The organism is Petrotoga sp. 9T1HF07.CasAA.8.2, from assembly GCF_002895585.1.
Lineage (GTDB): Bacteria > Thermotogota > Thermotogae > Petrotogales > Petrotogaceae > Petrotoga > Petrotoga mobilis.
In genome coordinates this window covers 122,650-138,351 of sequence record NZ_AZRI01000014.1, presented here as the reverse complement: position 1 = coordinate 138,351, position 15,702 = coordinate 122,650, and the positions used below count along the sequence as shown (strand labels likewise).

Below are 15,702 nucleotides of genomic sequence, written 5' to 3'. Positions count from 1 at the left end.
ACAAATAGTTGGAGGTGTTTTCTTTGAATGAAAAAAAGGCTCTTGGTATATTAGAATATTCTTTATCTAAGGAATTAGAAGGAATGCAATTTTACGAATCAAAAGCAAAAACAGTAAAAATTAAACAAGTTAAGGAAACCTTTGAAGATTTAAGCAGCATGGAGAAAGGTCACGCAGATTATATAAGTAGCCTAATAAAAGATGTAAAAAGTCATGATTATGGACATTTCTCACAACCCACTGATGTGGGCAAATCTTTTTCCAAAAGAGCTACCCAAGAAATAGCTTACCAGGGTGATTTTACAGCAGTAAAATCCGATATTCCTGTATTAAGAATGGCGTATCTTATCGAAGAAGATTTCATGAATTTCTATAACAAAGCTGCTGAAAGTGTTGAAGATGAAGAGTTGAAAAAGATATTGAATCATCTAGCAGAATGGGAAAAAGAACATAGAGATAGAATTTATACGCTCTATCAAAAATTATCCAAAGATTATTGGGAACATATGGATGTAGAACCATTGTATTAAAAAAAGTTGAAAGATAAGGGATGCAACTTGCATCCCTTTTTTAGAATTTGGAGGAAGCTATTATGAAATTTGTTCATACTGCGGATTGGCATCTTGGAAAGATAATATATTCCAACTATATGACTTTGGATCAAAAATATATTTTAGATAACTTTTTGGCATATTTATCCAAAACTCCACCGGATGTATTATTGATAGCAGGAGATTTATACGATAGAGGCATTCCTCCATCAGAGGCAGTTAATCTACTGAACGAAGTACTCTCCAAAATTGTACTCGGATTAAAAATTCCCACACTCATAATCTCAGGAAATCACGATAGCGATGAGAGACTTGAGTTCTTGAATGGTATACTCTCTAATATGAATCTTCATATCGAAGGTACTTTGAAAAAAGAAGTTAAAAAAATCACCTTTAATGACGAGTATGGTCCCGTTAATTTTTTTATGCTTCCATACGTTGATTCTCAAAAAGCCGGTGATATATTCGAGACAAATTTTGAGGATAAAACCCAGCTTTTAAAGCACTACTTAGACAGTATCGATTTGGATGAAGATGAAAGGAACGTATTAATAGCCCACGAATACATAAAGGGTGGATTGAATAGTGAATCCGAAAGACCTCTGACAATTGGAGGAAGTGAATATGTGGATCCAGATATCTTTGAAAAATTTGATTACGTTGCCCTTGGACATCTTCACAGACCTCAAAAGATCAAAAATATTTATTATTCCGGTTCTCTTTTAAAGTACTCCTTCAGTGAAGCAGACCATATAAAAGGAATGAACTTAGTAGAAATGAAAGAAAAGGGAAATATAAAAGTTGAAAAATTGAGCTTTAAGACCGCTAAAGATATGAAAATAATAAGAGGATCATTTGATGACATAATGAAAATGGAGAGTTCAGAAGATTATCTTCAAATCATATTAGAAAACACCAAACCCGTTTATGACGCTATAAACAAATTGAGAGCAAAATTCCCAAATGTTCTATCCCTTGATTTCCCCAATTTAAAAACAAACGATGAAATAAAAACAAGGGATTATAATATAAGGAAAATATCGCCAGTGGATCTTTTCAAATTGTTTTACCAAGAAGTCAAAAACCAAGAACTCTCTTTTGAAGAAAAACAGATAGTGACAAGCATTTTCAACGGGCTACAAAAAACAAGCGGTGATGATATATGAAACCAATAAAATTAAAATTCCAGGCATTTGGACCTTTTTTGGAAGAGCAAGAAATAGATTTTAACAAATTAAGAAACGATACTTTATTCTTAATTACAGGTCCAACAGGTGCAGGAAAAACTACTATTTTCGACGCTATCTGTTATGCCTTATACGGAAATGGTTCGATGGATGAAAGAGGAGATGCGATAGCCAGGTCTCATTTTGCAGATGAAAACACCGACACATACGTGGAATTTGAATTTCAATTTAAAGATAAAATAATCGAAGTCTCAAGAACCCCTTCTTACGAAAGATCCAAAAAAGATGGTGAGGGTACCACAAAGCAAAACAGTCAAGCTAGTATAAAAATATATCAAAATGGTGAATTGATATTACACGAAACTGGGGTTAAAAAAGTAAATAGTAAGGTAGAAGAATATTTAGGCCTTAACTATGAACAATTCAAGCAAATAGTGATGATTCCCCAAGGAGAATTCAGAAAGTTTATAACAGCCAATTCAAATGAAAGAGCGGAGATCTTTAAGAAGATATTTGACATAAGTATATATGAGCGCTTCGAACAAAAAATAGACGAGATTTTTAAAAATATAGAAAAAGGATTAAAAGAACAACAACAAAAAGTCAGAAACATATTAGAAACAATAAACCTTGAATCAGAAGAATACAAACAATTGTTGAAAGAAGAAAATATCGATCCTGAAAATCTAATCGATCAATTAACAAAGGAAATTAAGAAAAGGGAAACTTCAAAAGAAGAAACCGAAAAACAAAAATCTCAAAAACAAGACAAACTGCAAAAACTAAATACAAATCTTGAAAAGATAAAAAAAACCAATGAACTAATCGAAAAGAAAGAGACCCTTAAAAAAGAGATTGAAGAACTCCAACAAAATTCCAAGTATATCCAAGAAAGAGAAGAACTCCTTAACAGGTTAAAAAAGGCAAAAGAGATACTTCCATACGAAGAAAGATACGTAGAGTATTTGAAAGAATTAAACGATAAAAAGAACCAACTCAAAGATCAACAAGATATATTAGATAAAAGTATGGAAGAAAAGCAACGAATAGACGAAAAATTACCAGAAATTGAAAAGCAATATCAAAAGATATCCGCAGTTGAAAAAGAAATTGAAGATCTCAATCAAAAATTAGATAAATACGTTGAGTACAAAAACTTAATAAAAGAATACAATACCAAAAAGAAACTCTTGGATGAAAAGGTTAAAGAAAGCCAAGAAAAGGACAAGGAACTTTCGGAAACTCAAGGAAAATTGGAACAAAATGAAAAATATATATCAGAAAACGAAGATATAAACGTTGAAATACTTAAAAACGAAATTAGTACAACTGAAAAATTATTAAATGCAGCCAACGAATTATCCAAAAACTACTCAGAATTGGCACTCTTACACAAAGATTATAAAAAAGTAAAGAAGCAAAAAGAAGAAATAGAGATAGAAATCCAGAACTTAAGGGAAGAACAAAATAAAAAGACTACCGATTTTATAAAATCACATGCATATCATCTTGCAACTACTTTAAAAGAAGGAGAACCGTGTCCCGTTTGTGGATCTCTTGTTCACCCTTCTCCTGCCAAAAGTAGTGGAAAATTAATAACAGAAAAAGAACTAGAGGAAATCAATCAAAAATTAAATGAAAAAGAGAAAGAAAAGGCAATGATACTAAGAAATTACGAAGATGTATCAAACAAATATTCACAAGAGGTATCTTTATTTAAATCGGAATACAAAAGAATCTGTGAAGAACTACAAATCCCCCAAGAAAGCGAGTATATATACACTCATATACAAAATTTAATAAAAATACTCGAAGATAGATTAAACCAACAAAAACAAGAATATGGCCAAAAAATAAAAATATACAATAAAGTCAAATCCCTAAAAAACGATAATAAAAAGATCAAAGAAGAAATTAAAGAGCTAGAAGAACCAAGAGAAAATTTGAGAAAAATTATTGATGAATCGAGATCAAAAATTATAGAACTAGAAACTAAAATCACAAATCTCAAAGAACAATTAGAGAACAAAACTGAAAATGAAATAAAAAGCGAGATACAAGAAAAAAGAAAATTTATCCATAATATCAAAACTACTTACGAACAAAAAAGAGAAGAAGCTAACAGAATCTCAGAAATAATAAACTCTTCAAAAGGAACAATAAAAACATTAACCGAAGACATAACTAAATTAGACGACCAAGTAAAAAATGCTGAACAAAAATTCGATCAAATGGTAGGAAAAATGGGATTTAAGAACCAACAAGAATATCAAAGAATAAAAGAACAAATTAACTTAATAGAAAGTTTAGAAGATGAAGTTCAAAAATATAAAGAAGAATTAAAGAATAAGCAGACTCTTCTCATCGATTTAGAAGAATCCACTAAAAACCTAAAAAAAACTGATGAAACTCCTATAGCAAATGAAATAGATCAATTACAAAAGGAAATTGAAGAATTAATCAAAAATGAAACAAATTTAGAATATGAAATAAAGCATCTTAAAGGCACAAAAACTAATTTAGAAACTGTCATAAAAGAGATAGAAAAACAAGAAAAAGAATACTCAATTATAAAGAACTTAAGAGATGTCAGTAAAGGTGACAACAACACAAGAATCAGCCTTAGTAAATATGTACTAGCATATTATTTTGAAGAAATATTAGCTCAGGCGAATCTAAGATTAAACAAATTAACAGATGGGAGATATCATTTGCATAGATCTTCTAAAGTACTTGATGCAAGAAAGAGCGAAGGTTTAGAAATCATGGTTTTTGATATCTACACTGGAAAAGAAAGAGAAATAAAAACACTTTCAGGAGGAGAAAGTTTTAAAGCTGCACTAGCTCTTGCTTTAGGATTAGCCGATGTGGTGCAAAGCGAAGCTGGTGGTATTTCTTTAGATACGATTTTCATAGACGAAGGATTCGGCAGCCTTGATACAAACTCTCTTGATAGTGCAATTGAAGTATTAACAGAGCTAAACAGCTCTGGAAGAATGGTGGGTATAATATCTCATGTAAGTGAATTGAAAGAAAGAATTAAATCAAAAATCGAGGTAATACCAGGAAAAACTGGTAGCTACATAAAGTTTTGAAAAAAACGCCCTTTAACTTTAAAGGGCGTCTAAGATTTCTAACTTGCATAAGATATGCTTCTTTTTTCTCTAATTACGGTTACTTTGATTACACCAGGATATTGAACCTTTTCCTCTATTTGAACAGATATATCGTGTGCCAATTTTTCTGCGATTTCATCTTCAACTTTATCTGGTTGAACTATTATTCTCAATTCTCTTCCTGCTTGTATTGCATAAGCTTTATCAACGTATCTGAATGATTTTGCGATCTCCTCAAGTTGCTCGATTCTTCGAATGTAATTTTCCAGAGTTTCTTTACGTGCACCAGGTCTGGATGCCGATAACGCATCACTTGCAGCAACTAAAACAGCTTCGGGTGTCATTGGGTCAACTTCGTTATGGTGATACTGTATCGCGTTAACTACTTCTAATTTTTCTCCGTATCTCTTAGCAATTTGCCCTCCAACAATAGCATGTGATCCTTCAACTTCATGATCAACAGCTTTTCCTAAATCATGGAATAAAGCCGCTCTTTTAGCTAGTTCAACATTCAATCCTAATTCGCTTGCCATCATTCCAGCAAATTGTGATACTTCTATTGAATGCTCTAACACATCTTGTCCATAACTGGTTCTAAATTTTAATCTACCTAGAAGTTTGATTATTTCAATGTTCGGCTGTTTTATACCTACTCGCATTACCGCTTCTTTTCCTACTTCTTTTATGTATTCTTGGATTTCATTTTTTGATTTCTCATAGAGCTCTTCTATTCTAGCAGGATGTATTCTTCCATCGGCTACAAGCATTTCAAGTGTTCTTTTTGCTATTTCTCTTCGTAATGGGTTGAACGATGAGATTACAACTATCTCTGGGGTATCATCAATTATCAAATCGGTACCTGTGAGTTTTTCAAAAGTTCTGATGTTTCTTCCCTCTCTACCTATTATTCTTCCTTTCATGTCATCTGTGGGCAAAGCTACGGTTGAGGTTGTTATTTCGTTGGTGACATCTGATGCATATCTTTGAATAGCAGTAGTGATAACCCATCTGGCGTATTTTTTTGATTCTTCTTCGTAATGATCTTTTATTTCTTTGAACTTTTGGGCAATTTCTCTTTCATATTTATCCCTTGCTTCGTTTATTACTACTTGACGTGCTTCTTCTTCGGTCATTTTTGCAATTTCATTTAATTTAGTTTCTAATTCTTTCTCCAATTTCAAGACGTTTTCATGCTGGACTTCCAATTTTTCTTTTAGTTTTTCTAAATTCTCTTCTTTTTTTGCTAAGCTTTCTTCTTTTCTAATTAATCTCTCTTCATTAGCTTTAAGTTCTTCTCTTTGTTGCTTTGCTTCTGAATCAAATTCTTGCCTGAGCCTATGTATCTCTTCTTTTGCCTCAAGTAATTCTTTTTGTTTTAATGCCTTAGCTTCTTCCTCTGCATTTTTTAACATCTTTTCTATTTCTTTTTGTTTGTTTTTTATTTCAACTTCCAATTCTTCTTTTTTGGTTGCTAGTGTGGAGATCATCCTTCTATTTCCAATATTAATTCCAACAAGCAGAGATAAGATAAATATAGCTATGCCTATAATTATATATACCAGAATTTCCAATTTTAATCACCTCGTATGTCTTCAATAACACAGTTTATAATGTCTGGCTCAAAACCTCTTCTATACAAGTAAGCTTTAGTTTTGAGAGTGTCTTGTGTTTTTTCATAATAATTTTTTGCCAATTCTAAAGCAATTGTATTTATATCTACTTCGCTTTTTACTTTTTCGAGTGCCTCGAGAATTAATCTTTCATCTACTCCCAACCGTTTTAATTCATACTGTATAAACATGGGACCTTTATTGTCTAAAGTTAACTTGTCATATGCATATAAATATGCAAAAAGTTTATCATCTATCAAACCGCTCTTCTTGCATTTTTCTACTACTTTAGCAATAACTTCTTCATCAAAGCCTTTTTCTTTTAGACGGCTTGAGAGCTCTTTTTCTGACCTGGCACGGTACTTTATTAAATTCAACGCAGATTTTTCGGCTGCTTTCTCATCTTTTGGATCAATTTTCTTGTAATTCTTCACTTTTTACTTTTTTCCCTTTTGATGAATTAGACTCGAACTTTTCTATCAAATAATCTGGAATAATTAAATTGTGTTTCTTACGAATCGTATATTCTAAATAATCAAGTATGTCAGGATTTTCCATGAGATAACTAACTGAATTGGTTTTACCCTGTCCTAAACTAATTTCTTCACCATTTTCGTTGATAAAAGAGAACCAAGCACCTTTTCTTTGAATTAATTCTTCCTCTACGGCTATGTTAAAGATGTCATTTTCTTTTGGGATACCTCGTCCAAAGATCATGTCTACATTTGCCTGTTTAAATGGTGGAGCAACTTTATTTTTTACGACTTTTAAGGTTGTTTCATTCCCTATCTGATCTTTTCCTTCTCTTATTGGATTGCCCTTTCTTACTTCTACCCTTATAGTAGCATAAAATTTTAGTGCAATTCCTCCAGTGGTAGTTTCTGGGTTACCATACACCACCCCTATTTTCATCCTTACCTGGTTTATAAATATTACTATAGATTTGGATTTGTTTATACTTCCAGCTAGTTTTCTTAGAGCTTGAGACATCAACCTTGCCTGAAGTCCCATGTGAGAATCTCCCATAGCTCCTTCTATTTCTGCTTTCGGTACCAAAGCGGCTACAGAGTCTACTACAATTAGGTCTACTATGTTAGATCTTACCAGCGAGTCTACAATTTCAAGGGCTTGTTCACCATAATCCGGTTGAGAAACTATCAATTTGTCGACATCCACACCTAACTTTCTTGCATATTCAACATCTAAAGCATGTTCGGCATCAACAAAAGCCACTATCCCATTCAATTTTTGAACTTCTGCTAAGGAATGAAGAGCGAGAGTAGTTTTACCTGATGATTCGTTTCCGTATATTTCTATAATTCTTCCTCTTGGATATCCGCCAACTCCTAAAGCTATATCCAGCGATAAACATCCACTTGGGACAACGGCTAGATTGCTATTATCCAATCCCTTACCCATTAACATGACTGATCCTGTTCCATGATTTTTTTCTAACTCTTTAACAAGCTTTTCTAACAATTCTTCTTTATTTGCGTCTTTAGAATCATTTTTAGCCATTAATGATGACGCCTCCTTCAAAGTCGATAGTGTAAAGTTTTTTATATATTGGACCTTTTCTTGTGAGTTCAGAAGAGTATATTCCGATAGAATTTACGTATACTTGGATTTGATCAAAAGTGACAGAATTAATTAGTTCTTTCCAGTGGTTAGGGAACGATTTAACTCTTCCGACTGTAATATGAGGTAAAAAATTGGTATCTTTAACCTCTAATTCTGAAATCTTTAGTACCTTCTTTATTTCTTCGTACAAACCGATTAAGGTATTGTCTTCTTCTATTCCCAGCCATAAGACCTTTGGCTGAGAATCATTTTCAAAGAAGCCCATCTTGTGGATATTAAAATGAAAAGTGGGAAATCCGGATACTCTTTCGCCAATTTTGTAAGCTAATTGAGCTATCTTTTCCATCTTTTGATCCCCAAGGAAAAACAAGGTTAAATGGACATTTTTTGCATTTGTCCAATTTGCTTTAAATCCCATCCTTTGAAACCTTTCGATTAAATCAGTCAACAACCCTTCTAATTTTTCATTAGTTTCAATAGCAATGAAGGATCTTAATTTGTCGGTATTGTGGTTATTTACATTTTTTAGCTGTGTCATATACTAGGACTCCTTTCTTTTTTAGAATTGTTTGGCGGTTTTGACAGTATAATTAACTCCCGATAATAGACTGATTATAACGGTCAAATAGATCAAAGTAGTAATTAGAAAATTCCATAGCATCAAATATATTACAATAATTAAAGCGATTTCTAAGACGGTTTTTAGTTTACCAAACTTATCAGCAGGGACAACGATGTTTTTATTTGCAGCTGCCATCCTTAAACCGCTGACAAAGGTGTCTCTTGATACAATTATTGCAACAAACCAGGCAGGCAAAACCCCAACGCCTAACATCGCAATAAAAACCGAGTTTATAAGTATTTTGTCAGATATTTGATCAAAAAATTTGCCGATATCGGTAACCTGACCAGTCTTTCTGGCGACATAACCGTCTAACCAATCGGTTAAGGAAGCTATAATAAACAAAACCAAGGCTGCGGTATAAAACTGTTCTCCAAAGACAGTTAGGATGAATATTGGAATGGCTAATATTATCCTAGAAAAACTCAATAAATTTGGTATGTTCATTCAACTATTTCTCCTTCCAGATCATATTCGTATGAACCTGTAATTGTGACTTTGACAAAATTCCCAAAAGTTAGTTCTTTGTCACCAAAATTTTTTATATATACATTCCCATCAATCTCTGGAGCGTCTAAAAAGCTTCTTCCGACATAAACGTTGTCTTCTTTTTCTTCCAAAAGAACTTCTAAAGTTTCACCTATATATTTTTCCATGATGTTTTTAGAAATTTCACTTTGAACAGTCATTAGTTCATTTTGCCTTTGTTTTTTTATTTGTTCATCAATTTGTTCTGGTAATGTGAATGACTTGGTGTTTTCTTCTTTTGAGAACATAAAACTGCCCATTCTTTCAAATTTTATCTCTTTTACAAAATCTACTAATTCTTCAAAATCCTCAGTTTTTTCTCCAGGGAATCCTACCATTAACGTGGTTCTTATGACGGAAGGTTCTTTTCTGATTTTCTCAAATAGTTTAATTAATTCATTTCTTTTTTTATGTCTACCCATACTTTGCAAAATTTTATCAGAGATATGTTGAATTGGAACATCGAAATAGTTTAATACTTTTTCATTTCTATGTATGCTTTCTATAATGTCTTCACTTAAGAAATCCGGATGTAAGTACATCACCCTGATCCAAAATTTTCCTTTTATAGTGTTAAGTTTGTCTAGTAAATCTGGTAGTGCCTGCTTTTGGTAATTGTCTATGCCGTACAAGGTATTGTCTTGGGATACGAGAATGATTTCTTTTACACCTTTGGATACCAAAAATTCAACTTCTTCGTTTATTTCTTCGATACTTCTACTTTTTGGTTTCCCTTTGAAGGTGGGTATAGAGCAAAAGGCACAATTTCTACTACATCCGTCCCCAATTTTTACGTATGCGTAATGTGAGTCTGGAATCGCTCTAATTTTACAATCGTACAAAGTTTCAGGAATCTCCCTTTTAAAAAAATATTCTCCATTTTCAATTTTTTCAACTATGGTTTTTGGAGATAACACACCGTATAATCCATCAATCTCAGGGATGTCTTTAAGAATATCGTCGAAATATCTTTGAGTTAGACAACCTATTGGTATAACTTTTAGGTTTTTGTTATTATCTTTTAGGGATACATATTCAAATATAGCTTCGATGCTTTCTTTTTTAGCTTCTACGATGAAACCACATGTATCGATGAAAATATAATTAGCTAATTGAGGATTACTCTCGTATTTATACCCCTTGCTTTGGAGCAACCCTTTGAATATTTCCATATCTGCATCATTTTTTGGACACCCTAATTTTACGATGTGAAACTTTTTCATTCGATTCCTCCGATGATTTCATTATAATATATTTCTTTTAAAATCTAATTATATAGCGCCCCTTCGCCCTGCTCCCCACCCATAAGGATAAAAGAATTTTAACCCATTTGACCCGAAGCCCACCCATCTAAGGAAGGAAGGAGGATTAAAGCTTCACCCGTGTTCTGCACTTTCTTTTTATCTATGAATGTTTAAATAGTTATTTAGATTATATCAGATTTTCTTGAAAAAATGAAAAAATTTTAATAATTTAATTATACATAATTATAATTATCATTTTTGCCAATTTTTTCCGACACTGATATCTACTTTTAAAGGTATATTCAATTTGACCGCATTTTCCATACAATCTTGAACCATTTTTTTGGTTTCTTCTACGATTTTTTCAGGTAATTCTATTACAACTTCATCGTGCACCTGAAGTATCAATTTTGCTTCTTTTGGAAGTTTTTTGTATAAATTGATCATCGCCAATTTCATGATATCTGCAGCACTACCTTGGATAGGGGTATTTATGACTATTCGTTTCAACTCAGATTTGCCTGTTTTTATGTTTTTCAAAAATCTTTTCCTTCCAAATATGGTTTCAACGTAGCCTTTTTGCGTTGCAATCTTTAAACTTGATTCTTGATATTCTTTGACTTTTTGGTAAGTTTTAAAGTATTTTTCCATGAAATCTTTTGCATCTTCGACAGGTATCTTTAAATTCTCGGCTAATCCATACGGAGATGATCCATACACCAGGGAAAAATTAACTACTTTTCCTACCCTTCTCATGTTGTAGTCAACATCGTCGATTTTTACACCGAATATTGCAGATGCGGTTAAAGCATGTATGTCTTCACCATTGTTAAAAGCATTTATTAAAGTTTCATCGTTAGTTAGATGAGCTAAAACCCTCAATTCAATTTGAGAATAATCAGCACTCAGTAGTACATAATCATCTTTTTGTGCCTTAACGGTGCTTCTTATTCTTTCTCCATCTTCTTCTCGTATGGGAAGATTTTGAAGATTGGGATCGCTGCTACTTAATCTACCGGTAGCTGTTCCAGTTTGGTTGAAAGATGTGTGAACCCTTCCAGTTTTTTTGTTAACTAGTTTTGGTATAGCGATTATGTATGTAGATAGAAGTTTTTGGTATTTTCTGTATTCTAAGAGCTTTTCTATTATTGGATGTTCATCTCTTAGGGCTTCTAAAGAATCTGCATCTGTTGAATATGATCCGCTCTTAGTTTTTCTTTTTCCTTTCAATCCTAAGTTTTCAAAAAGTAGTTCTCCAACTTGTTTTGGGGAGTTTGGATTGAAGTCATAACCGACGATTTTTTTCATTTCATACATTAACGAGTTTAACTTTTTGTTATATTCTTCTTCCAATTTTTGTAGTTCTTTTAAATCAAAATACACGCCGTTCATTTCCATTTCTGATAAAACATTTATAGTTGACATTTCGATTTTTTCAAACAATTCAAATAGTTCAAATTCTTCTAATTTAGGCTTTAATACTTCAAATAATCGATAAGCAATATCAGCATCTTCTCCAGCGTACTCAACAACCCTTTTCTTATCGATGTCTCCAAGGGTTAACAGTTTGATATCTTTTCCCATCACTTCTTTGTATTTAATTGTTTTATAATCCAAATATTCTTTTGCGAGATCGTCCATATTGAACCTTCTGCTGTCCGGATTCAACAAATAAGCAGCTATCATACTGTCAAAATATACTTTGTTTAATTCAATTCCATTTACTTTCAAAACCGTCATATCGTACTTTAAATTTTGGCCAATGATCTTCTTAGTGTTTAAAAGATCGACTATCTCCTTTGTTATTTCCCACCTATCTTTTTCTTTGTACAGATACAAAAAATATCCTTCAAATGGTTTGCAACTTAAAGCGATTCCAACTATATCTGCTTGATATGGATCAAGAGAAGAAGTTTCAAGGTCAAAAGATATTATTTCGTATTTCTCTAAGATTTTTAATAGTTCTTTGTAATCTTGTGCGTTGTATTCGTAATACTTACCTTTCGTCGAATAATCTTTTTTTTCTGCTTTTGTCTCTGCTGTAACTTTAGTTGAGTTAGTAGTTGTATCAGGCATATCTAACTCTTTTAATATTGAATTGAAATCTAATTTCTTGAGAAAATCTCGTAAATTCTCTCTGAATCCTTGATATATAATTTCTTTGTCTTCAAAAATTTCTTCTATGGGGGCATCTACCATCAATTGGACTAGTTTTTTACTCAGATATGCGGTTTCCTTTTCATTTTTTAGCTTGTTTTTTGTTGAACCTTTAATCTCATCCAAATGTTGATAAAGATCGTCTATGTTATCGTAATCTTGCAGCAATTTTTGGGCTGTTTTTATTCCAATACCTTTTACACCTGGAATATTGTCAGAACTATCCCCCATTAAAGCTAGTAAATCTGCAATTTTTTCTGGGGGGACTCCCATTTTTTTTTCTACTTGCTGTGCATCGTATTTCACCATTTCTGTTATTCCTTGTTCTGGTCTTAAGATATATACGTTATCCTTAACAAGTTGCATCATATCTTTATCCGATGTGATTATGTAAACATTATCGTAGTTTCTTTTCTTTTTGGACACTATCGTGGCTATAACATCGTCGGCTTCGTAATTATCCATGGCAACTAATTTTATGCCTAATTTTTCAACCATTTCGTATATGTATGGGATCTGTTGTATATATTTTTCGGGTGTTTCGGGTCTCTGGGCTTTATAACTTTCTAATAATTCATGTCTATATGTGGTGGTTTTTTTGTCCATAACAAATATTATTGAATCTTCACCTTTTTTAACGTATTCTTTGAGTAACTTTAGAAGCATTCTAGCTACACCGTAAATGGCGTTTGTCGGCAAACCATCCGAAGTGCTCATCCAGTCTCCTAACGCAAAAAAGGCTCTATATGCAATTCCTGAGCCGTCTATTAAATATAAATTTGCCATGTGAAGCACCTTCTTTTCTTTTGATTTTTTACTAAATTACAATTAATTTATATTTTCCGGTTTTTTCATCTGGCTTGATATCTTCCACGATTTTTACATCAAAATTGACGTTTTGCATTTTTTTCTTTTCTAAAATATCGTTAAGTTTGTTTCTAACTTCTTCTACAATTTCATCTAAAGGCTCTTTTTGTGAAACGACTATTTTAAAGACAAAAGATGATTGATCTTTTTGAACAAATTGAAACTTAGCCACGCCTTTAACAAAAAATTCAGCAATTACTATGGGGTGAATGAAATCTTTTTCACCGTTTTCGTTAATAAAAAAAGGAATTAACTCGTTTCTTCCCGTAATTTGTTCGATCTTTGTAAAGGGCCATTTCCCTTCGTTATCTTTTGATTTTTTAAGGATATCTGTTAATTCATACCTTACTATAGGTTGAGTGTAATTGTACAAGTTCGTCAAAATTGTTTTATCCTCTTGAATTTCAAGATAAACCGCATCATCGTATATGTACATACCTTTTAAATCTTCCCTAGAAACACCCATCGCCAAAGACTCAGATGTTGCATAACTATCTACTATTTCAGTATCTTTCCAAACATCTTTTAAAAACTGTTTTACATTTTTTAATAAAGGCTCTCCACCACAAACTATCACTTCTGGGTGAATATTCAAAATGCCTTCATTTTGAAACTGTGCCAAAGATCTTATACCAAAGGGATACCCTGTGAGATTATCAGGTTGAAAATCGTTTAGGTCTTTTAAGTAGGATTTGATAGGTTTGTTTATATCCATTACCATATAACCTTTATAGAAAAACTCTTCAGGTTGATTTAGTGGAGAGAGGAACAAGCTTATGGCAGCATAATGTCCATCAACTGCACCTATAAATGCATATTTCTTTCTTTTGAGGCTAAAGTTTGAAAACATTCTTGTTGAAATGGCTTTGATGAAATCCCACTCTTTTTCACTATACAAATAGTATCCTACCGTGCCTGTTGATCCAGAACTGTGTATCACATGATACTTGTTAAAAAGCAAAGAAGTTGGATTCGGGTTATTTTTTAAAAAATCTTCAACTTTGTTTTTAGTAATTTGGTTATCTTTAAAGAACTTATCAAAATTAGCAACCATAAGATTTTTATTGATCGTTGGTAATTCGTATATGGGGATCTCTTCCAGCATGCTTTCTTTTATCCCGTTAGAAGTATAAAAATCTTTATAAAACGGTATTTTTTTATACGCGTACTTTAATAGCTTTCTAAATTTCTCTTCTCTTAATGCTATTATCTTTTTTCTTGAATAATTAAGATTTTTTCGTAGAGAATAATAATAGTGTACAGTTGTTAGAAAACTCATACTCTCAAAATTCTTTCAAAAAATAATCTAAATGGTCTTCGTCATATATTACAAATCTGATTTCTTTTACAAATTGTGGATTGGTATTAATAAAATCATAGACTGCTTTTTTGTAAACGAGAACCGCTTTTTCTATTGGATAACCGTATATACCTGCACTTATTGCAGGTAAGGCTATTGAATTCAATTTTAATTCTTCTGCTTTTTTCAAAGAATTGAAAACTGCATCATACAATAACTTTTCTTCTTGTTGACTGCCCCCTCTCCAAATAGGTCCAACTGCATGGATTATGTATTTACATTTTAACTTTCCTCCAGATGTTACAGCAACATTTCCCGTTTCGACTTTACCGTATTTTTGGATATATTCGTTCGATTCTTTTTGAATATCTGGTCCTCCTTTTCTGGATATTGCTCCAGCCACTCCACCACCATGTTGCAAATGCGAATTAGCAGCATTTACAATAGCGTCTGTTTCTTCGATAGTTATATCTCCAGATACCAATTTAATTTCAACGTTGTTGACTTTTAGTTGTTTTATAATTTTGTTCATACATTAACGCCTCCGTTTAATTTTTGATTTACTCTCTTTAGAAGAAGATCTAAAACTTGTTTTAGCGCCGATCGTTAAGGGGTAAACCCGGACATTGAGGGGTACCCCCCTCAAACTCCCCAAAAACAAAAAATCTCTTTTTTAAAAGATCTTTGTTTGCACAGGTCTGCAAACAAAAGTTTCTTTGCATAAATCAGCAAAAAATCATTTAAAAACATAGTTTGCACAATGCAGCAAACACTCCCTCCCCATAGGGAAAAGGGTCTTTTCAGTCATTATAGTTGATGTTTCTTTTATTATATCAAAAGTTAGTAGACCAACCCAAACAAAATCCAATAATGAGAAAATCAAAGATTTTTGGTTATAATCGCAAATAATTACCTATAATCGATTCTAATCACTAATAA

The 15,702-nt window shown here is 32.3% G+C and carries 12 protein-coding genes; 3 read left to right on the top strand and 9 right to left on the bottom strand.

Annotated elements, in window-relative coordinates:
* Positions 1-23 precede the first annotated feature (23 nt).
* The 3 genes from X925_RS03710 to X925_RS03700 all read left to right on the top strand — a co-directional run bounded on the left by X925_RS03710 (position 24) and on the right by X925_RS03700 (position 4,833).
* Positions 24-530, top strand: coding sequence for a ferritin family protein (locus tag X925_RS03710; RefSeq protein WP_012207942.1), 507 nt, complete (start codon positions 24-26; stop codon positions 528-530).
* Between the two features lie 62 nt (positions 531-592).
* Complete coding sequence (locus X925_RS03705) at positions 593-1,717, top strand: exonuclease SbcCD subunit D (protein WP_012207941.1); 1,125 nt, start codon at positions 593-595, stop codon at positions 1,715-1,717.
* Positions 1,714-4,833, top strand: coding sequence for an AAA family ATPase (locus X925_RS03700; RefSeq protein ID WP_103065304.1), 3,120 nt, complete (start codon positions 1,714-1,716; stop codon positions 4,831-4,833). The genes X925_RS03705 and X925_RS03700 overlap by 4 nt, the downstream gene beginning before the upstream one ends.
* A gap of 38 nt (positions 4,834-4,871) precedes the next feature.
* Here X925_RS03700 and rny read toward each other — a convergent pair whose 3' ends face one another.
* From rny to X925_RS03655, 9 genes are all read right to left on the bottom strand, one after another.
* Positions 4,872-6,419, bottom strand: a complete 1,548-nt coding sequence (gene rny, locus X925_RS03695) for a ribonuclease Y (RefSeq protein ID WP_369973679.1) — start codon at positions 6,417-6,419, stop codon at positions 4,872-4,874.
* Positions 6,420-6,427: 8 nt separating this feature from the next.
* Positions 6,428-6,898 carry a regulatory protein RecX gene (locus X925_RS03690; RefSeq protein ID WP_012207938.1) on the bottom strand — a complete coding sequence of 157 codons (471 nt, stop codon included), beginning with the start codon at positions 6,896-6,898 and terminating at the stop codon, positions 6,428-6,430.
* Entirely contained in the window at positions 6,876-7,982 is a 1,107-nt protein-coding gene (gene recA, locus X925_RS03685; RefSeq protein ID WP_012207937.1) for a recombinase RecA, read from the bottom strand. Before recA ends, X925_RS03690 begins: the two co-directional genes overlap by 23 nt.
* Positions 7,975-8,583, bottom strand: a complete 609-nt coding sequence (gene thpR / locus X925_RS03680) for an RNA 2',3'-cyclic phosphodiesterase (protein WP_012207936.1) — start codon at positions 8,581-8,583, stop codon at positions 7,975-7,977. The genes recA and thpR overlap by 8 nt, the downstream gene beginning before the upstream one ends.
* 21 nt (positions 8,584-8,604) lie before the next feature.
* Positions 8,605-9,114, bottom strand: coding sequence for a CDP-diacylglycerol--glycerol-3-phosphate 3-phosphatidyltransferase (pgsA, locus tag X925_RS03675; RefSeq protein WP_103065300.1), 510 nt, complete (start codon positions 9,112-9,114; stop codon positions 8,605-8,607).
* On the bottom strand, positions 9,111-10,418 hold the full coding sequence (gene rimO, locus X925_RS03670; RefSeq protein ID WP_121959160.1) for a 30S ribosomal protein S12 methylthiotransferase RimO: 1,308 nt from the start codon (positions 10,416-10,418) through the stop codon (positions 9,111-9,113). Before rimO ends, pgsA begins: the two co-directional genes overlap by 4 nt.
* A gap of 273 nt (positions 10,419-10,691) precedes the next feature.
* Positions 10,692-13,382 (bottom strand): DNA polymerase I, encoded by a 2,691-nt coding sequence (polA, locus tag X925_RS03665; protein WP_121959159.1) that lies wholly within the window; start codon positions 13,380-13,382, stop codon positions 10,692-10,694.
* A gap of 31 nt (positions 13,383-13,413) precedes the next feature.
* Positions 13,414-14,742 (bottom strand): phenylacetate--CoA ligase family protein, encoded by a 1,329-nt coding sequence (locus tag X925_RS03660; RefSeq protein ID WP_121959158.1) that lies wholly within the window; start codon positions 14,740-14,742, stop codon positions 13,414-13,416.
* Between the two features lie 4 nt (positions 14,743-14,746).
* Positions 14,747-15,295, bottom strand: a complete 549-nt coding sequence (locus tag X925_RS03655) for a macro domain-containing protein (RefSeq protein ID WP_121959157.1) — start codon at positions 15,293-15,295, stop codon at positions 14,747-14,749.
* Positions 15,296-15,702: the final 407 nt, after the last annotated feature.

What these genes read in the sequence shown, in the direction of transcription:
- recA (WP_012207937.1), bottom strand. Translation starts at nt 7,982, where the DNA reads ATGGCTAAAAATGATTCTAAAGACGCAAATAAAGAAGAATTGTTAGAA.
- X925_RS03660 (WP_121959158.1), bottom strand. Translation starts at nt 14,742, where the DNA reads ATGAGTTTTCTAACAACTGTACACTATTATTATTCTCTACGAAAAAAT.
- pgsA (WP_103065300.1), bottom strand. Translation starts at nt 9,114, where the DNA reads ATGAACATACCAAATTTATTGAGTTTTTCTAGGATAATATTAGCCATT.
- rimO (WP_121959160.1), bottom strand. Translation starts at nt 10,418, where the DNA reads ATGAAAAAGTTTCACATCGTAAAATTAGGGTGTCCAAAAAATGATGCA.
- X925_RS03700 (WP_103065304.1), top strand. Translation starts at nt 1,714, where the DNA reads ATGAAACCAATAAAATTAAAATTCCAGGCATTTGGACCTTTTTTGGAA.
- X925_RS03655 (WP_121959157.1), bottom strand. Translation starts at nt 15,295, where the DNA reads ATGAACAAAATTATAAAACAACTAAAAGTCAACAACGTTGAAATTAAA.
- thpR (WP_012207936.1), bottom strand. Translation starts at nt 8,583, where the DNA reads ATGACACAGCTAAAAAATGTAAATAACCACAATACCGACAAATTAAGA.
- X925_RS03705 (WP_012207941.1), top strand. Translation starts at nt 593, where the DNA reads ATGAAATTTGTTCATACTGCGGATTGGCATCTTGGAAAGATAATATAT.
- polA (WP_121959159.1), bottom strand. Translation starts at nt 13,382, where the DNA reads ATGGCAAATTTATATTTAATAGACGGCTCAGGAATTGCATATAGAGCC.